Annotated in this window: 21 protein-coding genes; 20 read left to right on the top strand and 1 reads right to left on the bottom strand. The window is 46.2% G+C overall.

The window, feature by feature from the left end:
* The first annotated feature begins 227 nt into the window (after nt 1–227).
* From mnmE to DP120_RS04530, 11 genes are all read left to right on the top strand, one after another.
* Nucleotides 228–1613 carry a tRNA uridine-5-carboxymethylaminomethyl(34) synthesis GTPase MnmE gene (gene mnmE / locus DP120_RS04580; RefSeq protein WP_112222220.1) on the top strand — a complete coding sequence of 462 codons (1386 nt, stop codon included), beginning with the start codon at nt 228–230 and terminating at the stop codon, nt 1611–1613.
* 22 nt (nt 1614–1635) lie between these two features.
* A complete protein-coding gene (gene mnmG / locus DP120_RS04575) occupies nt 1636–3525 on the top strand; it encodes a tRNA uridine-5-carboxymethylaminomethyl(34) synthesis enzyme MnmG (protein WP_112222218.1) in 1890 nt (629 codons plus the stop codon).
* Between the two features lie 512 nt (nt 3526–4037).
* A complete protein-coding gene (gene rsmG, locus DP120_RS04570; RefSeq protein ID WP_112222216.1) occupies nt 4038–4751 on the top strand; it encodes a 16S rRNA (guanine(527)-N(7))-methyltransferase RsmG in 714 nt (237 codons plus the stop codon).
* A gap of 104 nt (nt 4752–4855) precedes the next feature.
* On the top strand, nt 4856–5716 hold the full coding sequence (noc, locus tag DP120_RS04565) for a nucleoid occlusion protein (protein ID WP_112222214.1): 861 nt from the start codon (nt 4856–4858) through the stop codon (nt 5714–5716).
* Between the two features lie 152 nt (nt 5717–5868).
* Complete coding sequence (locus DP120_RS04560) at nt 5869–6630, top strand: ParA family protein (protein WP_112222348.1); 762 nt, start codon at nt 5869–5871, stop codon at nt 6628–6630.
* Nucleotides 6623–7456: a ParB/RepB/Spo0J family partition protein gene (locus DP120_RS04555; protein ID WP_112222212.1), complete on the top strand. Its 834-nt coding sequence runs from the start codon at nt 6623–6625 to the stop codon at nt 7454–7456. The genes DP120_RS04560 and DP120_RS04555 overlap by 8 nt, the downstream gene beginning before the upstream one ends.
* Before the next feature lie 110 nt (nt 7457–7566).
* Nucleotides 7567–8283, top strand: a complete 717-nt coding sequence (locus DP120_RS04550; protein WP_112222210.1) for a DUF554 domain-containing protein — start codon at nt 7567–7569, stop codon at nt 8281–8283.
* A 73-nt stretch (nt 8284–8356) separates the two neighbouring features.
* Nucleotides 8357–9211, top strand: coding sequence for a mechanosensitive ion channel family protein (locus DP120_RS04545; protein ID WP_112222346.1), 855 nt, complete (start codon nt 8357–8359; stop codon nt 9209–9211).
* A gap of 53 nt (nt 9212–9264) precedes the next feature.
* On the top strand, nt 9265–9471 hold the full coding sequence (locus DP120_RS04540; protein ID WP_084243437.1) for a DUF951 domain-containing protein: 207 nt from the start codon (nt 9265–9267) through the stop codon (nt 9469–9471).
* 87 nt (nt 9472–9558) lie between these two features.
* The gene (gene ychF, locus DP120_RS04535; RefSeq protein WP_112222344.1) at nt 9559–10659 is read left to right on the top strand and encodes a redox-regulated ATPase YchF; all 1101 of its coding nucleotides are present in this window, start codon (nt 9559–9561) and stop codon (nt 10657–10659) included.
* A gap of 118 nt (nt 10660–10777) precedes the next feature.
* Nucleotides 10778–11152: a gamma-glutamylcyclotransferase family protein gene (locus tag DP120_RS04530; RefSeq protein WP_112222209.1), complete on the top strand. Its 375-nt coding sequence runs from the start codon at nt 10778–10780 to the stop codon at nt 11150–11152.
* Nucleotides 11153–11344: 192 nt separating this feature from the next.
* On the opposite strand, the gene DP120_RS04525 is transcribed toward DP120_RS04530, so the two are convergent.
* Nucleotides 11345–11896, bottom strand: coding sequence for a DUF3267 domain-containing protein (locus tag DP120_RS04525; RefSeq protein WP_112222207.1), 552 nt, complete (start codon nt 11894–11896; stop codon nt 11345–11347).
* Between the two features lie 257 nt (nt 11897–12153).
* On the opposite strand from DP120_RS04525, the gene rpsF reads away from it, so the two are divergent.
* The 9 genes from rpsF to DP120_RS04485 all read left to right on the top strand — a co-directional run bounded on the left by rpsF (nt 12154) and on the right by DP120_RS04485 (nt 19874).
* Complete coding sequence (rpsF, locus tag DP120_RS04520) at nt 12154–12441, top strand: 30S ribosomal protein S6 (RefSeq protein ID WP_112222206.1); 288 nt, start codon at nt 12154–12156, stop codon at nt 12439–12441.
* 50 nt (nt 12442–12491) lie between these two features.
* A complete protein-coding gene (gene ssb, locus DP120_RS04515) occupies nt 12492–12980 on the top strand; it encodes a single-stranded DNA-binding protein (protein ID WP_112222204.1) in 489 nt (162 codons plus the stop codon).
* 51 nt (nt 12981–13031) lie between these two features.
* Nucleotides 13032–13268, top strand: a complete 237-nt coding sequence (gene rpsR / locus DP120_RS04510) for a 30S ribosomal protein S18 (protein WP_084243442.1) — start codon at nt 13032–13034, stop codon at nt 13266–13268.
* Between the two features lie 255 nt (nt 13269–13523).
* A complete protein-coding gene (locus DP120_RS18370; protein ID WP_165843716.1) occupies nt 13524–13790 on the top strand; it encodes a hypothetical protein in 267 nt (88 codons plus the stop codon).
* Entirely contained in the window at nt 13759–14652 is an 894-nt protein-coding gene (locus DP120_RS04505) for a YybS family protein (protein WP_240611966.1), read from the top strand. Before DP120_RS18370 ends, DP120_RS04505 begins: the two co-directional genes overlap by 32 nt.
* Before the next feature lie 13 nt (nt 14653–14665).
* A complete protein-coding gene (locus tag DP120_RS04500) occupies nt 14666–16642 on the top strand; it encodes a DHH family phosphoesterase (RefSeq protein ID WP_112222200.1) in 1977 nt (658 codons plus the stop codon).
* Nucleotides 16639–17088 (top strand): 50S ribosomal protein L9, encoded by a 450-nt coding sequence (rplI, locus tag DP120_RS04495; RefSeq protein ID WP_112222198.1) that lies wholly within the window; start codon nt 16639–16641, stop codon nt 17086–17088. Before DP120_RS04500 ends, rplI begins: the two co-directional genes overlap by 4 nt.
* Before the next feature lie 12 nt (nt 17089–17100).
* A complete protein-coding gene (dnaB, locus tag DP120_RS04490; RefSeq protein ID WP_112222196.1) occupies nt 17101–18456 on the top strand; it encodes a replicative DNA helicase in 1356 nt (451 codons plus the stop codon).
* Nucleotides 18457–18587: 131 nt separating this feature from the next.
* Nucleotides 18588–19874: an adenylosuccinate synthase gene (locus DP120_RS04485; RefSeq protein WP_112222194.1), complete on the top strand. Its 1287-nt coding sequence runs from the start codon at nt 18588–18590 to the stop codon at nt 19872–19874.
* The last annotated feature ends 155 nt before the right edge of the window (nt 19875–20029 follow it).

The following is a 20029-nucleotide window of genomic DNA, read 5'->3' as shown; positions in this document are numbered from 1 at the left end:
TAACAAGGGAAATAATTCGGGTAAACCAAGTTCTCTGTCTTTCGGTTCAAGGGAATTTATGCTATTGTAATATGTTAGAAAGTCATGTACTTTTCCGAGTTGTCCACATGTGGACAACTTTTTTAAAGAGCAAACAATAATTTTTATAGATGAAAAGATAAAATGTGGGTGTGGATAATTTTTCTGGCCCGGCATTTGATTTTTCTGCACATAGAGGAGGATACATCATGGAGTTCGATACGATTGCTGCGATATCGACACCCAGCGGCGAAGGGGCCATCGCCATTGTCCGTTTGAGCGGACCTGAAGCGATTTCGATTGCCGACCGTCTGTTCCGCGCACCAAGCGGCAAAAATCTGGCTGACCAAGCCACGCATACCATCCATTACGGCCATCTCGAAAATCCGTGGACAGAGGAAGTAGTGGAAGAAGTAATGGTGTCTTTCATGAAAGGGCCGAAAACTTTTACACGTGAAGACGTTATTGAAATTAATTGCCACGGCGGAATCGTTTCGGTAAACCGTGTGCTGCAGCTTGTACTGCGCGCAGGGGCACGCCTTGCGGAGCCCGGTGAATTTACGAAACGCGCATTCCTGAATGGACGGATCGATTTGTCACAGGCGGAAGCTGTTATGGATTTGATTCGCGCGAAAACGGATCGGGCCATGGATGTGGCGCTCGGGCAAATGGAAGGGCGGCTGTCGAAACTGATTGGCACGCTGCGCCAGGCGCTTCTTGAGTCGATTGCGCAGATGGAAGTCAATATCGATTATCCGGAATACGATGATGTCGAAGAAATGACGCGTCCAATGATGCTTGAAAAGGCGAAATGGGTGCAGGCAGAGATCGATAAGCTGCTCCAGACTTCTTCCCAGGGAAAAATTCTGCGGGAAGGGCTTTCCACAGTAATTGTGGGGCGGCCGAACGTCGGGAAATCTTCCCTGCTGAACAGCCTGGTCCAGGAAAATAAAGCCATCGTTACTGAAATTGCGGGGACGACCCGTGATATAATAGAGGAATATGTGAATGTACGCGGTGTACCGCTTCGTTTGGTCGATACGGCAGGAATCCGGGAAACCGAGGATATTGTCGAGCGCATCGGTGTGGAACGTTCACGCAAAGTGCTGAAGGAAGCAGATCTGATCCTTTATGTGCTGAATTATGCTGAAGAACTGACCGAAGAAGATGCATTATTGTTTGAAGCGGTCAAAGGAATGAATTACATTGTCGTCGTCAATAAAACCGATTTGCCCCGTAAAATCGATATGGAGCAATTGCAGAGACTTGCGGGCGATAAATTGATGGTGACGACCTCTTTAATAGAAGAAGAAGGAATCGACCAGCTTGAACAAGCGATTGCCGACCTGTTTTTCGAAGGGGAAATCGAAGCAGGGGATATGACATACGTTTCGAACGCACGCCATATTTCATTGCTGCACCAGGCGCACCAAACCATCTCGGACGCTATAGCAGCCGCGGAAATGGACGTGCCGGTCGATATGATCCAAATAGATGTTACACGCACTTGGGAAATACTAGGGGAAATCATCGGCGATACAGCGGATGACGGCCTACTGAACCAATTATTCTCGCAGTTTTGCCTAGGGAAATAAAATTTGAAGGGAATGAACGGACATGCCACAATTTGAAGCAGGCACGTTCGATGTAATCGTTGTAGGAGCCGGACACGCAGGTGCTGAAGCAGCACTCGCATCTGCCCGCATGGGAGCTAAAACGCTCGCCTTGACGATGAATTTGGATATGATCGCGTTTATGCCATGTAACCCGTCCATCGGTGGACCGGCGAAAGGCATTGTTGTACGCGAAATTGACGCACTTGGCGGAGCCATGGGACGCGTTATCGATAAAACACACATTCAGATGAGAATGTTGAATACGGCTAAAGGGCCGGCTGTACGCGCGTTACGCGCCCAAGCTGATAAAGTGCTTTACCAGCAGGAAATGAAACGCCTGATGGAAGATGAAGAAAATCTTGCCCTTCACCAGGGAGTGGTTGAAAAGCTGATTGTCGAAGACGGCACAGTTAAAGGGTTGATTACACAGGCTGGCGGCATTTACCGCGCCAATTCAGTGGTCATCACGACTGGTACCTTCCTCCGCGGTGAAATCATCATCGGCGATCTTCGCTATTCAAGCGGACCGAACAACCAGCAGCCATCGATTAAATTGGCTGAACACCTGGAGGAACTTGGCTTTGAAACTGTGCGTTTCAAAACCGGTACACCTCCGCGCGTCAACAGCAAAAGCATCGATTACTCGAAAACGGAAATCCAGCCCGGCGATGACGAGCCGCGCGCTTTCAGTTTCGAAACAAAAGAATTTATTCTTGATCAATTGCCTTGCTGGCTGACGTATACGACTGCCGAAACACACCAGATCATCGATGAAAATCTTCACTTGTCACCGATGTATTCGGGTATGGCAAAAGGTACAGGCCCGCGTTATTGCCCATCGATCGAGGACAAAATCGTCCGTTTCGCCGACAAGCCGAGACACCAGATTTTCCTTGAACCGGAAGGCCGCAATACCAGCGAAGTCTATGTACAGGGGCTGTCTACAAGCCTTCCTGAACACGTTCAGCGCAAGCTTTTGGAATCCATTCCAGGACTTGAAAAAGCTGATATGATGCGTGCTGGCTATGCCATCGAATATGATGCGATCGTACCGACGCAATTATGGCCGACACTCGAATCAAAACAAATTGTGAATCTCTATACAGCTGGCCAGATCAATGGAACTTCCGGCTACGAAGAAGCGGCAGGCCAAGGATTGATGGCCGGCATCAACGCAGCAGCGAAAGTGCTCGGCAAAGCAGAAGTGATTCTGAGCCGTTCCGACGCCTATATCGGTGTTCTCATCGATGACCTGGTAACAAAAGGGACGAGCGAGCCTTACCGTCTTTTGACATCGCGCGCTGAATACCGTCTATTGCTCCGCCACGATAATGCAGATATGCGTTTGACTGAACTGGGCCATAAAATCGGTATGATCGACGATGCACGCTATGAGCGCTTTACCCTGAAAAAACAGCTGATCGAAGATGAAATCGCACGTTTGCGTAAAGTCATGATCAAGCCGAATGAAGAAACTCAGGCAGCCATCCGTGATGCAGGCGGCAGCGAGCTGAAAGACGGCATCCGCGGCGCAGATCTATTGAAACGCCCGGAAATGACGTACAACATGATTTCCAAACTCACAGAATCCGACATTGAACTCAGCGATGAGATCAAAGAGCAAGTCGAAATTCAAGTGAAGTATGAAGGTTATATTGAAAAATCCTTGCAGCAAGTGGATAAACTCAAAAAAATGGAAAACAAAAAGATTCCGGAAGACATCGATTACCATGCGATTTCCGGGATTGCGACAGAAGCCAGAGGCAAACTGTCAGAAGTCAGACCTCTTTCCATCGCACAGGCTTCCCGAATTTCAGGCGTAAACCCTGCTGACATTTCGATTCTTTTGGTGTATATTGAACAAGGAAGAATTGCTAAAGTTTCGGTATGATTTAGACATTAAATATTAGGCATGATTAATAAGTTAAAAAATCATAGCAATCGATATTCCGCAAAACAGCTCGCTTGCCGGGGGCTTGCGCTGAGCTAACTCGGTCTCGTTCCACTTCGCCCGAGTGGATCTCAGCACTTCGTCGGCATTCGCCTGCTCCCCAAGGCGTCTTCGCTGTTTTGCTCCATATCTTAGAGACTCTCTTCACCAAAGTTAATCACCCAGCGCCGGCGCGGCTCAGGAGCAGGCGAATGCCGACGGAACAATAAGACGAGTGATCTTCTCGGCTTATTGCGGGAGGCAAGGTGTGCCATACGAAGATGGCCCGCCTTTGCGACGAGCAGTGCGCAGGAGCATAATCTTTGCCCTGTCCAAAGCGCCGAAGCGTATGTTGAAGTAGACATAAAAAAAACATTAACAAAAGCCGATTAAAAGGGCTGGGATACACCAGCCCTTTTTACATATGATACAAGTACGCGAAAGTTGAACAAAAAGAGGGAGGAAGAAGCGAATTGAATGAACAGCAATTTAAAGACGCCCTCAGTGAAAAAGGAATTGAACTGAACGACCGGCAGCTTCAACAGTTCAGCACCTATTATCAAGAATTGGTTGAATGGAACGAAAAGATGAATCTGACTGCCATTACTGATCAGCCATCTGTTTATTTAAAGCATTTTTACGACTCCATAACAGCCGCTTTTTACTTGGATTTCACTAAGCCGCTGAAAGTTTGTGACGTGGGAGCGGGAGCCGGATTTCCAAGCATTCCGTTGAAGATCTGTTTCCCCCATATCCAGGTGACGATAGTGGATTCATTGAATAAACGCATAAATTTCCTTAATCATTTAAGCGAGAAATTGGAATTGGATAATGTCGAATTTGTCCATGCCCGTGCTGAAGATTTTGGCCAATCCCTGCACCGCGCAAAATATGACCTCGTGACTGCCAGAGCTGTTGCAAGATTGTCCGTATTAGCGGAGTTATGTGTGCCGCTTGTGAAAAATGGCGGTATATTTGCAGCTATGAAAGCAGCTTCTGCACCTGATGAGTTAAAAGACGCTAAACCGGCGCTTGATAAACTTGGAGTTAAACAGGAAAACGTATATGCTTTCACCTTGCCGATAGAAGAAAGCGAGCGTTATCTGCAGGTATTCCGTAAGTTTAAGGAAACACCGAAAAAGTACCCGAGAAAACCGGGCGTACCAAATAAATCGCCTATTTCCTGAAAAGGCGAAAATGAATGTTTCACGTGAAACATTGACAAAAGCAGGTATTGGATCAGAAACAGCGAATTGTGTACAAGTGAGCTTTAAAAAGGTGGTGCTTGAGGATGAAAAGTCCTTTTTCACGTTTCTTCGGGGGCGGAGATAAAGAAGAGACAGAAGTTGTTGATAAACCGGTGAGTGAAGCTTCTGAAGAAGTTGTCAAACTGCCGATTGATAAAGTAATTGCGAATAAGTTCCAGCCGAGAACAATCTTTGATGAAGAAAAGATCGAAGAATTGGCACGGACCATTCATATGCACGGGGTCATTCAACCGATTGTCGTCCGTGTGGATGAAGATGATAATTATGAAATCATTGCAGGGGAGCGGCGTTATCGGGCAATGAAATCTTTGGGCTGGGAAGAAGTACCGGCTATCGTCCGTCAATTGAACGATAAAGAAACAGCGTCCATTGCTTTAATAGAGAATCTGCAACGCGAAGAGCTGACATCTATTGAGGAAGCCAATGCGTATCAAAATCTCCTGGAAATCCATGATATTACACAGGAAGCTTTAGCCCAGCGTTTGGGCAAAGGGCAGTCTACTGTGTCCAATAAACTTCGATTACTGAAATTGCCTAAAGAACTCCAGCAGGCTTTATTGGATCGGGTAATAACGGAACGCCATGCGAGAGTGCTGCTGCAATTGAAAGATCCTGCTGTACAGCTGAAATTCTTTAATGAAACGGTTGAGCAGAATCTTAACGTTAAGCAACTGGAGTTAAAAGTGAAAAACCATCTGTCGACTGAACCGAAAAAAGCGAAACCGAAACGCAAAGCGTTCAGCCGCGATGTGCGGATTGCGATGAATACGATCAAGCAATCGCTGACAATGGTGACCAAAAGTGGTATTGATGTTTCTTCTGAAGAAGAAGAGCATGACGATTATTACCAAATAACAGTGAAAATACCGAAGAAAAAATCATAAAAGCTCTTTCCTGCGAGGGAAAGGCTTTTTTTAATAGCTTTGTAATCCTACTGTAGAATTATTTTGATACAATAGGATGACGGGGAGGAAACAAAAGCGTGAGCTCTGTTTCCCGTAAAAATGAGAAGAGAATAAAGAAAGTTGGTGCAGGTGTGGGTAGAACAATTGCGATCGCCAATCAGAAAGGCGGCGTAGGAAAAACAACATCTTCAGTGAACTTAAGTGCCTGCCTTGCATATTTAGGCAAAAAAGTTCTTTTAATAGATATAGATCCGCAAGGGAACGCAACCAGCGGAGTAGGCGTCAATAAAGGAGACGTCGACCAATGCATTTATGAAGTTATGATCGATGACGTTGACATAAAAGATACAATCATGGAAACAAAAGTTGAAAATCTTCATGTTGTACCGGCTACCATATCTCTGGCAGGTGCCGAAATAGAATTGGTGTCCACGATGTCGCGGGAAGTACGTTTGAAAAATGCACTTGAAGAGGTCAAAGAGATGTACGATTACATAATCATTGACTGTCCACCTTCACTCGGCTTGCTGACAATCAACTCCCTTACTGCTTCAGACGCGATTATTATTCCAGTGCAATGTGAATACTATGCACTTGAGGGGCTTAGCCAATTATTGAGCACTATTCGCCTGGTCCAAAAGCATTTGAACCACGACTTACAGATTGACGGTGTGTTATTGACGATGCTCGATGCCCGCACAAATCTGGGTATCCAGGTCATCGAAGAAGTGAAAAAATATTTCCAGGACAAAGTTTATCGGACCATCATTCCCCGGAATGTGCGCTTAAGCGAAGCACCGAGCCATGGCGAACCGATTATCATCTATGATGCAAAATCAAAAGGCGCGGAAATGTATTTAGAATTGGCGAGGGAAGTGATTCGTAATGGCTAAAGGATTGGGCAAAGGCATCAACGCGTTGTTTCCAGGTGAGAATTTAACGAAAAATGAAACGGTTAGTCAAATCAGCATTTCTGATATAAAAGCGAATCCATACCAACCGCGTAAAATTTTCGATGATGCCGCATTAAATGAACTGGCGGAATCGATTAAAGAACACGGCATCCTGCAGCCGGTTGTAGTAAGAAAAGCAGGAAAACATTTCGAATTGGTGGTTGGTGAGCGTCGTTTTCGTGCTGCTAAACTATCAAAACTGGATGAAATTCCAGCAATCATTAAAGAGCTGACAGACCAGCAAATGATGGAACTTGCTATATTAGAAAATCTTCAACGGGAAGATTTAACGCCGATTGAAGAGGCCGAAGCTTACCAGAAATTAATGGAAGCATTAAATCTGACCCAGGAACAACTCGCGTTCCGTTTAGGGAAAAGCCGTCCTCATATTGCGAACCATGTCCGTTTATTGGCATTGCCAAAAGATGTCCGCCAGCTAATTTCAGAGAAGAAATTGTCGATGGGGCATGGTCGGACGCTGCTCGGGCTGCGTTCAAAGAAGAGCATTCCAGAAATAGCGGAAAAAGTTGTCAAAGACAATTTGAATGTCCGCCAGCTTGAGAACCTGGTACAGCGAATGAATGAAGATGTTCCACGTGAAACAATTGAGAAAAAGAAAGATATCTTTATAGAAGAAAAACAATCTGAGCTTCGCGATCGTTTCGGTACGAATGTGCAAATCAAGAAAAACAAGAACAAAGGAAAAATTGAAATCGAATTTTTCTCGGAAGAAGATCTGGAACGTATTTTAGAACTTTTGAATTAACGAGACGTGCCTATTCTCCATCCATGGGGAATAGGTTCTGTTTATGTGCTGAAGCGATACAGCGTGAAATTAAATGCTGTGTTTATAGAGTGGGGGAAGGAGCTGGATAAATGGTTCTCTTGGGAACTTTGATAAATGCGGCATTAATAATTGTGGGAACCCTTATCGGCAGAGCTCTCCGGAATATCCCTGAAAAGATGAAAGAGACAGTGATGTATGCCATTGGGCTTGCGGTAGTTGTACTGGGTTTGCAAATGGGATTCGGAAGCCAGAATTTTGTGATTGTCATAATCAGCCTTGTGCTGGGAACAGTGCTCGGGGAATGGGCAGATCTTGATCAGAAACTGAATCGATTAGGCCACTGGATTGAAGTGAAGCTTGGCGCGAAAGAGAGTAAAGGGAGCATCGCTCAAGGATTTGTTACCGCTACCTTGATATTTGTCATCGGAGCGATGGGCGTCATTGGAGCATTGGAAAGCGGACTGAGCAATGAGCACGGAGTTCTCATTTCCAAGGGAATTATTGATGGCTTTACGTCGATTATTTTAGCATCGACGCTTGGCATAGGCGTAATGTTGTCCGCTGCACCAGTTTTTGTATACCAGGGTTTGATTGCGCTTTTTGCGACGCAAATCAGTTTGATCATTCCGGAAGCGGCACTGGATCTGTTTATTGCTGAAATGTCAGCTACCGGTGGTGTGATGATTGTTGCAATCGGTTTGAACTTGATGGGCATTACGAAAATTAGAGTGGCGAATTTATTGCCGGGTATTTTAGTTGTTGCATTGGCAGTCACGGTGATTTATCAATTCAATTTAATGCCTTAAGGAAGTGAACGAAATGGGTTTAGATAGCGAAACAGGAATAAGTTGGTCAAGCCTTTACCGGACAGCTTATGAAATGATGACGAATGAAGAGATGTGGATCGGACTGGGTTGGGTCTTTATAAAAATAATCCTGATTTCAATTGCCGCCTATATCGTTGTAATCGTTGCAAGATTGGTTGTACGGAAAACATTCTCGGTACGAATCAGAGGACCTTTGAAATACAATGAACGCCGTCAGCAGACCTTATCTAAGCTGCTGGAAAATGTCGTAGCTTACGTGGTTTATTTTGTCGCGATCATAGCGGTGTTGTCTGCGATCAATATAGATATCACCGGTTTGATCGCAGGGGCCGGTGTACTGGGCCTCGCCATCGGCTTCGGTGCGCAGAACCTTGTGCGGGATATCATCACCGGATTCTTCATCATTTTCGAAGACCAGTTTTCGGTCGGTGATTATGTACGTATCGGCCTAGCCGAAGGAACGGTTGAAGAAATTGGCTTGCGGACGACAAAAGTGAAGGCGTGGACAGGGGAGTTATTTATATTCCCGAATGGCAATGTCACAGATGTCGTCAACTTTTCCATTCATAATTCGATTGCTGTAGTGGATGTCAATATTTCCTATGAATCGGATATTGCAAAAGTGGAAAATCTCATCGTAGAGTTTCTTGAAACTTTGCAGGACCGCTACGAACAGATCATCAAACCGGCTGAGCTGCTGGGTGTACAGAATTTGACGACAACTGAAGTGGTTATGCGCATTACCGCGGAAACGCTGCCGATGCAGCATTTTGCAATTGCCAGAAGCATGCGACGCGATTTGAAGGAATACCTCGATAAACGCGGAGTTGAAATTCCTTATCCTCGAATGGTGATGATGCAGCGTTCACCCGAAGCTTCGAATTCAGCGGCAATTGCCAAGAAGTGAAGATTGAAGAAATCGAATTTTTAGGGTCGGTTGATACGGAAGGAGAATGGGCGATGGAAATGAAGGAATTCGGTTTGAATGATGTCGTCGAAATGAAGAAAGGGCATCCTTGCGGCGCAAACGCCTGGAAGATAATCCGGATGGGCGCCGATATCCGCATCAAATGTGAAGGGTGCCAGCACAGTGTCATGATTCCGAGAGTTGAATTCAATAAAAAAATGAAAAAGGTTCTTGTGAAGGCAGAAACAGAAGCGGAATGATTAATGGACATTTTAGTGTTCTGTTCCTATAATAGAATGGCTGTATAAAAATAAATCGTTTTTCAAAGAAGAAAGGTCGTGAATCCTTTGGCATTAACTGCAGGGATTGTAGGATTACCAAACGTTGGGAAATCCACATTATTTAACGCCATAACAAAAGCAGGCGCGGAAGCAGCAAACTATCCGTTCTGTACAATAGATCCAAACGTCGGAATTGTAGAAGTCCCGGATGAGCGCTTGGACAAACTGACTGAATTAGTCGTACCGAAGAAAACCATTCCGACAGCTTTTGAATTCACCGATATTGCCGGCATCGTTAAAGGAGCCAGCAAAGGGGAAGGTCTTGGAAATAAATTCCTTTCGCATATCCGTGAAGTGGATGCCATCTGCCAGGTTGTACGCTGTTTTGCAGATGACAACATTACGCACGTGTCAGGAAATGTAGATCCGGTTTCTGATATCGAAGTTATCAACCTTGAATTGATCTTGGCTGATATGGAAAGCATCGAAAAGAGAATTGCGCGCGCAGCGAAACTTGTGAAGCAAAAAGACAAAGAGGCTGTTGCTGAAGAGCCGGTTCTTTTCAAATTGCGTGAAGCATTTGAAGACGGAAAGCTTGCGCGGTCCATTGATTTCACAGAAGATGAAATGCGCATTGCAAAAAACTTGAATTTATTGACGTTAAAGCCTATGCTTTATGTTGCCAACGTGTCTGAAGATGAAATTGCTGAAGCTGACAGTAATCCGTATGTACAGAAAGTACGTGAATATGCAGCTGAAGATAATTCGGATGTCATTGTTGTTTGTGCGAAAATCGAGGAAGAAATGGCCGAGCTTGAAGATGAGGAAAAAGAAATGTTCCTTGAAGAACTTGGCATTAAAGAATCGGGCTTGGACCAATTGGTCAAAGCATCGTACAGTTTGCTTGGCCTGGCTACATATTTTACTGCCGGCGTGCAGGAAGTCCGTGCCTGGACATTCAAAAAAGGAATGAAAGCACCGCAATGTGCCGGTATCATCCACTCCGATTTCGAGCGCGGTTTTATTCGTGCAGAAACAGTGGCGTATGAAGATTTAGTGGAAGCCGGTTCAATGGCTGCCGCAAAAGAAGCAGGGAAAGTTCGCCAGGAAGGCAAGGAATATCTTGTCAAAGACGGCGACGTTATGTTGTTTAGATTTAATGTTTAAGACGTTGGATGTTGCCATGGATACAATTCAAAATAACTAGGGCGACATACCGAGTCAGGAATAATAAACCAAACCGGATGCCTATTTGCATCCGGTTTTATTTTGGGAGGGAAAAAACATGTTGTTATTTGTATACGGAACTTTAAAGACAGGTGGAAAATATCATTTCTATTTGGAAGAAGCATCTTTGAAAGCTGAGCAGGCAGTTGCTGCAGGTTCACTTTATGATACAGGTCTTGGCTATCCGGCGATGAGCCTGGAGGGTACAGATCAAATCCACGGCGAAGTTTATGAAATTCCGGAAGTGCTGTGGCCGGCACTCGATTTTCTGGAGGATTGCACAGGGGATGAATTAACCGATCTTTACGAAAAATCGGTAATTCCTGTTGAAGTTAACGGCGAAGTTCTGGAAGCTACAGTTTACCTGGCAAAAGACAAAAGCCTTTTGAAAACGAAGATTTCGAGTGGGAATTGGGATATTGCGTACGTCTAAGAAAAGCGGAAACGGCCGTTCAGCTCCGACAAGCGTAAGGCAGACCAGCAGAGTGGCGTTCTTTGCCACGGCAGCTGGGTTGACTTACGACTCGAGGAGTTGGCCGTTGGAGTCTGGACAATAGAAAAGCGACGGCACCCGCGAGACATTAAAAAGCAAAAATCCCAAAGAACCAGCACGTCTAAGACGCAGCTATTCTTCGGGATTTGGATACTCATCATATACATGAAGACGGGGCTCGGATGGATCATCAAGGATCCAGGCTTCGTCTTTTTCTTTGCGCAATTCCCGGTACATGAAAAAATCTCCAGCAGCACCGGCTGCGAGCATCGCACCGAGCAGCACAAGAACCTGATCCTGGATCCAGAAGCCGATGATGGTTGGAATTACTGCGGTCGTCCAGAAGGGAAGCAGCAGCACCTGGCGCATTTTTTTGTTTTGAAGCGGTGAACTGGTCGTGGCGTAAGCATAGCCTTTCGAAAGTTCCAATCCATAGGTTAGGGACGAGAACGGCACTCTCCCGAAAATGACGAATCCGATCAAGTGGAATAATTCATGCAAAATGATCAGTACGATATAGCCGATTATGAAATAAGCGATGCCTCGGAGAGAGAATCCGAATGCCAAAGGTTCGACTAAGAAATGATAGGCGGACGCAAAAGCAGCTATCAGCAGGATATTGATCCAAAGCATTTTGGTGACGACTTCTTCGAGTTTCAAGTCAATTACGGAGGACGGTTTCATCGATTCACTTCCTTATGATGTGAAAGTCGGTTGCATGGATTTTAATTCACGTTGGATTGGTCGTCTTTGAAGGCAGTCATTCAACACCAATAAAACACAGCTTCTAATGAAAGTATAGCCGATTTCAAAGTGGAAATGACAGTTGCAGCAGTTATCGAATTGTGATACAATACAGTGATGTGAGTAATATTTTTAATTGCTTGCTCCTTGCCCGCTGGAATCAGTAGGGCCCAAGTCCATAAGGAGGTGACAACACGATGAGAGAGTATGAACTAATGTACATTATTCAGCCTGCAATTGAAGAGGAAGCGAAAAAAGCGCTAGTTGAGCGTTTTAACGAAGTCCTTACTACTAACGGTGCTGAAATCATCGAGTCGAAAGAGTGGGGTAAACGTCGTTTAGCTTACGAGATCAACGATTTGCGTGAAGGTTTCTACCAGATCGTAAAAGCTAACGCTGGATCTGAAGCTATCAACGAATTTACACGTCTTGCGAACATTAACGAAGACATTATTCGCCATATCGCTGTACGCAAAGACGCGTAAGCAGCATATGGAGCTGTAAATAACTTTGACTTAAAGGAGGTTGAATTCTGATGATTAACCGAGTTGTATTAGTCGGAAGGCTTACAAAAGATCCAGATCTTCGCTACACACCAAGCGGTGCGGCGGTTGCACGTTTTACACTTGCTGTAAACCGTACATTCTCCAATGCGCAAGGTGAAAAGGAAGCGGATTTTATCAACTGTACTGTTTGGCGCAAACAAGCTGAAAACACAGCGAATTTCCTTAAAAAAGGGAGTTTGGCAGGTGTTGAAGGCCGCATCCAGACAGGCAGCTACGAGGGACAGGATGGAAAACGTGTATATACGACTGAAGTGGTGGCGGACAGCGTTCAATTCCTTGAACCGCGGAATGCCGGAGCCGGTTCAGACCGTTCAGACCGTTCACAAGGGCAACAGCCATCATCCTATCAGCAGAACCAACCGACAAGTCAGCAAAACAATCATACCCGTGTAGACCAGGATCCATTCTCAAGCGGCAGCGGCCCGATCGAAGTATCGGATGACGATTTGCCGTTCTAAGAACGACTGGCCAGAGGGCTTAAAATTTTAACAAAAAGGAGGTAATTCGATATGGCACCACGTCGCGGAGGCAAAAAGCGTAAAAAGGTTTGTTATTTTACGTCAAACAACATCACGCACATCGACTATAAAGATACTGACCTATTGAAGAAATTCATTTCTGAAAGAGGAAAAATCTTGCCACGTCGTGTTACAGGCACAAGCGCTAAATGGCAACGTAAGTTGACAATCGCTATCAAACGCGCTCGTATCATGGCACTTATTCCGTTTGTTGCGGAAGAAAGATAATAACGAAATGCGAAAGCGCCCATGTAGATTTGCCGGGCATAAGACGGACCAGCGAAGTGGCGTTCTTTGCCACGCAGCTGGGCTGGCTTATGACCCAAGAATCTGGGCGCTGGAGTCTGGACAATAACGATTTCAAAAAGACCGGGAAACCGGTCTTTTTTTATTTTGCCTGAGGGGCGAAAAGGGCTGGCGCGGATAAACCGCCGGATGCTGCGGAAAAATGGAGCATAGCCGCGGATAAAGTGGAAATCGCGGTTGGCAAAGCGGAATGTGAACATCAAGCAAGCCGCTGAAGAAGAAAAAGATGCGGTTTTCACGACGAAAACGTTCTTTGAGCCGCCATATCCGTTTTTTGTTCCCGACTTTCAATCGTGTTACAATTATAAGGATGAAATAAACCCGAAAGAAGGGGAAATACAGCTTCATGCAAAATCAACGAACAAGGCAAATTACGAACGGGGCATTGATGGCGGCAGTGTTTACAGTACTGATGGCTATCACTGTATACGTTCCTATTATTAGTTTGGCAACATTGTTTTTCCTGGCTTTGCCGGTAGCCTGGTACAGCGCAAAATATCCATGGAAACCGTCATTGCTGTTTTCACTGGCAACGTTCTTGCTGAGTCTGATCATCGGCGGAGTTTTTGCAGTGCCGGTGGCGCTTCTATACATTCCATTTGGTTTGATGATCGGCTTGTCGATCTATTATGGGAAAAGCAAATTGTATATGTTCATGGGCTCTTCCATTGTCTGGCTGATATCCGTGATGGTGCAATACGTGGCAATGATCTGGCTGTTTGGCATCAATGTCATTGAAGAGTATATTACCGCTTCCAAAGCTACTTTGAAGACAGGAAGCAACTGGATGGAACGTCTGGGCGGCACTGAAGAACAAATCGAAGAATACAATGAAACTGTCGGCACCATGCTGACGACCTTTGAGACGACGCTGCCGGCTCTGATCATTTTATCGGTATTCGTAATTGTCTGGATTCATCTCCTGATCAATTTGCCGATTTTGAAACGGCTTGGCACAGCGGTTCCGAAATTCCCGCCATTTGCTGATATGAAATTGCCGAAATCTGTATTATGGTATTATTTAATCGTATTACTTATTTCGTTGCTATCAGATTTTGAACCGGGAACTATTGTCTTTTTGGCTTTCGCTAACGCTATGGTTATTTTACAGATGCTTTTATTCCTGCAAGGGATCGCTTTCTACCATTTCTACATCCAGCAGGAAGGCTGGCCGAATTGGGTCAAAGCAATCGTCACTGTTTTGGCGTTCCCGCTGCAGGCATTTACAATAATCGTTGGAATCGTGGACCTCGGATTCGATATTCGGGGCTGGGTCAAAAAGGCACATGATTTTAAAGGAAAATAAGGAGCTGAAATGAATGTCGGCTTTTTTTAGGAAAAGGAAGTTGAGGTACCCGTTATTGGCATTGCTGATACTGGGGCTGGTCGCTTCAATTCTGATCGCATTTGTATCAGAATTGATCGCGGGTATATTCTTTTTTCTTTTCGCTGCCGCTTTTGCATTTACGTGGCTGATTGAAAAAAGGACATATGAAGCAACCGAAAAACATATAGAGACCCTTTCTTACCGGATGAAAAAAGTCGGGGAAGAGGCTTTGCTCGAAATGCCAATCGGTATTTTATTGGCAGATGAAGAATTTAAGATTGAATGGGCGAATCCCTATATCAGCTCAGTACTTGAATACGATACATTGATCGGCGAGTCGATCTATAGCCTATCGGATGATTTCCATACCTTGGTGAAGTCGGAAGAAATCAGGGATTTGACGGTTACGCTCGGCGATCGTAAATACCGTGTCTACTATAAATCGGATGACCGCTTGTTCTATTTGTTCGATATTACGGAGCAAGTGGAAATCGAATCGCTGTATTATGCGGACCGGACGGTTATCGGAATCTTGTTTATCGATAATTACGATGAATTGGCGCAGGGAATGGATGACCAGACACGCAGTAACCTGAACAGCCTGGTCACTTCACTGGTCAATGATTGGGGAGCGACTCATGGCATATTCGTCAAACGGGTTTCGTCAGACCGTTTCATGGCAGTATTCAATGAATCAATCCTGAAGCAATTGGAAACTTCGAAGTTTGCCATTCTGGATGATATCAGAGAAGTGACGGCGAAGGATAATCTGGCTCTTACCTTAAGTATCGGGGTGGGTGCCGGTTCTGCATCGCTTGTCGAACTTGGCAGCATGGCGCAATCGGGCCTCGATCTTGTCCTCGGCCGCGGCGGCGACCAAGTGGCAATCAAGCATCCGAGCGGAAAAGTGAAATTTTACGGCGGGAAAACCAATCCGGTCGAAAAACGTACGCGGGTACGCGCACGGGTCATCTCTCACGCTTTGCGTGATTTGATCCAGGACAGCGACCAGGTCTTTATCATGGGCCATAAGATGCCGGATATGGATTCCATCGGCGCGGCTGTCGGTGTCGCCAAAATGGCGGCAATGAATAAAGTCAAAGCAAGCATCGTGCTCGATTTTGATGAATACGACCGCAGTGTCAGCCGGCTGATGGAGGAAATTGAAAGTGACGCTGATCTTTTCGAGCAGTTTATCACGCCGGAAGAGGCGCTTGCCGATATGACGGATAATTCCCTGCTCGTTGTAGTGGATACCCATAAACCGTCAATGGTGATAGAAGAACGGCTGCTTCAGCGGATGGAACGGGTCGTCTTGATCGACCACCACCGCAGAGGCGAAGAATTCATCACCAATACAATGCTTGTTTATATGGAACCTTATGCATCTTCCACAGCCGAATTGGTGACGGAATTGATCGAATATCAACCGAAGCATGAAAAGCTGTCGATGCTTGAAGCGACAGCGATGCTGGCCGGAATTATTGTAGACACCAAAAGCTTTACGCTGCGTACAGGCGCCCGGACGTTTGAGGCGGCATCCTATCTTCGTGCCAATGGCGCAGATACGGTGCTTGTACAGCGTTTATTGAAAGAAGACATGGATACGTATCTTGAGCGCGCCAGAATCGTGGAAACCGTGGAATTTGTCGGAGATGGCATCGCGATTGCCCATGGTGAGCCGGACCGCATCTACAGCCCAGTACTGATTGCGCAAACTGCTGATATTCTGCTGACGATGAAAGATGTCAACGCATCGTTTGTCATAGCGGAACGAAGTGAAGGCGGTGTCGGCATTTCGGCACGATCGCTTGGAGAAGTGAATGTCCAGGTGATCATGGAAAATCTCGGCGGCGGTGGCCACTTAACGAATGCGGCCACACAAATGCCGGATGCCACAATTGATGAAGCAATTGAAAAATTAAGAGAAACCATATCAGAAATTTATGAGGGGGAGCAAACCGAATGAAAGTTATATTCTTGAAAGACGTAAAAGGCAAAGGCAAAAAAGGCGATATTAAAAACGTGGCGGACGGCTACGCGCACAACTACCTATTGAAAAACAACCTGGCGAAAGAAGCCGATCAGGCAGCAATCAGCCAATTGGCCGGCCAGAAGAAAAAAGAGGAAAAAGAAACTGCGCAGGAACTGGCAGAAGCACAGAAATTGAAAGAAGAACTTGAAAGCCTGACAATCGAGCTGCAAACGAAAGCTGGAGAAGGCGGCCGTCTATTCGGTTCAATCACGACCAAACAGATTGCCAAGGAACTTGAAAAAACACATGGCATTAAAATCGATAAACGCAAAATGGAATTGGATGACGCCATCCGTGCACTTGGGTATACAAACGTGCCGGTAAAATTGCACCAGGATGTAACAGCGACGCTCAAAGTTCATGTAACAGAAGAAGCGTAAGGGGATGGACCGATGAACGAAACAATGGATCGTGTCCCTCCGCATAACCAGGAAGCCGAGCAATCGGTTCTTGGTGCCATCTTCTTAGAACCGCAGTCCCTGATTTCGGTCGCGGAAATAGTCATGCCGGAAGATTTCTACCGCATTGCGCACCAGAAAATCTTCCAGACGATGATTAATTTGTCGGACCGGGGGAAAGCGATCGATGTGGTGACTGTCACTGAAGAACTTTCCGCTAAAAAGGAATTGGAAGATGTCGGTGGGCTGTCGTATCTGACGGAAATCGCCAATGCGGTTCCGACTGCGGCGAACGTCGGCCATTACGCCCATATCGTGGAAGAAAAAGCGTTGCTGCGCCGCCTGATCCGTGTAGCCACTTCCATTGTGGAAGACGGCTTTACACGTGAAGACGAAGTCGAAGCATTGCTTGCTGAAGCGGAAAAGAAAATGATGGAAGTATCCAGCCGCAAGAACGCTGGAGATTTCATCCACATCAAAGATGTACTGGTTAAAACGTATGACAATATCGAATTGCTGCATACGCGCAAAGGAGACGTCACAGGGATCCCTACAGGCTTCCGGGACCTTGATAAGGTAACGGCAGGGTTTCAGCGAAACGACCTCATTATCGTGGCTGCACGGCCTTCTGTCGGTAAGACGGCTTTTGCACTTAATGTAGCGCAGAACGTCGCGACCAAGACGGACGAGAACGTGGCCATCTTCTCACTGGAGATGGGGGCGGAACAGCTCGTCATGCGTATGCTTTGTGCGGAAGGCAATATCGATGCGCAGGTGCTGCGTACCGGTGCTTTGCAGAATGAAGACTGGCGCAAGCTGACGATGGCGATGGGCAGTTTATCGAATGCCGGAATTTTCATCGATGATACGCCGGGCATCCGGGTCAATGATATCCGTGCGAAATGCCGCCGCCTGAAACAGGAATACGGCCTTGGCATGATCATGATCGATTATCTTCAATTGATCCAGGGACCAGGTAAATCCGGTGAAAACCGCCAGCAGGAAGTATCGGATATTTCCCGTTCTTTGAAAGGCCTTGCCCGTGAACTTGAAGTACCAGTAATCGCATTGTCGCAGCTGTCCCGTGGAGTAGAGCAACGACAGGACAAGCGCCCGATGATGTCGGATCTTCGTGAATCAGGAAGTATTGAGCAGGATGCCGATATTGTATCGTTCCTGTACCGCGAAGATTATTACGATAAAGAAACAGAAGATCAAAACATGATCGAGATCATTATTGCCAAACAGCGTAACGGTCCGACCGGTACGGTGAAGCTGGCATTTGTGAAGGAATACAATAAATTCGTCACCATCGACTGGAGTCAGCACGAATCCGGCGGAGATTTCTAAACACGAACGTTTAAATGTGGAAACACATTTACGTTCGTGTTTTCTTTGATTTTTGATTGACTAAAGCCCTTTTCATTGATACAATTAACCCTGTTTGAAACAAGGGCGCAAGCCTGACGGAGGTGCGGACAATGACATCAGTCGTAGTAGTAGGAACGCAATGGGGAGACGAAGGAAAAGGGAAAATCACGGATTTTCTATCCGAGCACGCAGAAGTGATTGCACGCTATCAGGGCGGAAATAACGCTGGGCACACAATTATTTTTGGCGGAGAAACGTATAAATTGCATTTGATTCCATCAGGGATCTTCTATAAAGATAAAATTTCAGTGATCGGCAACGGCATGGTCGTGGATCCGAAAGCATTGGTAAAAGAATTGAAAGGCCTTCACGACCGTGGAGTGACTACCGAAAACCTGCGTATTTCCAACCGTGCGCACGTTCTTCTGCCTTATCACATCAAGCAGGATGAAGTCGAAGAAGCGCGCCGCGGCGCCAATAAAATCGGTACTACAGGAAAAGGCATCGGGCCTGCGTATATGGACAAAGCAGCGCGAGTCGGAATCCGTATGGCCGACTTATTGGATCATGTCGTATTCGAAGAAAAACTTCGCATGAACTTGAAAGAGAAAAACCGTCTGTTCGAGAAATTCTACGAAACAGAAGGGTTTACTGTTGAGGAAATCATGGAAGAATATTATCAATACGGCCAGGAAATCGCCAAATACGTAACGGATACTTCTAAAGTATTGAATGATGCATTTGACGAAGGACGCCGTGTCCTATTTGAAGGTGCCCAAGGAGTCATGCTCGATATTGACCAGGGGACTTACCCATTCGTTACATCATCCAACCCGGTTGCCGGCGGTGTGACTATCGGAGCGGGCGTTGGACCAACTACGATTTCCCATGTTATCGGTGTCTGCAAAGCCTATACTTCACGAGTGGGCGACGGGCCTTTCCCGACGGAATTATTCGATGAAGTGGGCCAACAGATCCGCGAAGTCGGCAAGGAATACGGCACAACGACAGGCCGTCCGCGCCGCATCGGCTGGTTCGACAGCGTTGTCGTGCGCCATGCGAGACGTGTCAGCGGATTGACAGACTTAACGGTCAACTCGATCGACGTTTTGACGGGTCTTGAAACAGTGAAAATCTGTACAGCATACAGTTATAAAGGCGAATTGATCACGGAATATCCAGCGAACCTTCGCATGCTGGCTGATTGTGAGCCGGTTTACGAGGAACTTCCAGGCTGGACGGAAGATGTAACGAACTGCAAATCGCTTGGCGAATTGCCGGAAAACGCGCGCCATTACCTGGAGCGCATCGCACAATTGACAGGCGTTCAAATTTCCATCTTCTCTGTGGGACCTGACCGCAACCAGACCAATATTGTGACTAGTGTTTGGAGATAGTATAGAAAAGCGGAAACGGCCGCTCAGCTAAGAGTTGGGCGAAGGTAGTTCGGCCGACTCTTTGCGACGAAGCAAGCGATGCAGGAGCAGCGGTCATAAAAAGCTCACACTAATGACATTCTTTGCCGCCTAGCCAGAGAGACTTACGACTCGAG

The organism is Planococcus halotolerans (assembly GCF_003289955.1).
GTDB classification, from domain to species: domain Bacteria; phylum Bacillota; class Bacilli; order Bacillales_A; family Planococcaceae; genus Planococcus; species Planococcus halotolerans.
This window is presented reverse-complemented; position numbering and strand designations above follow the sequence as displayed.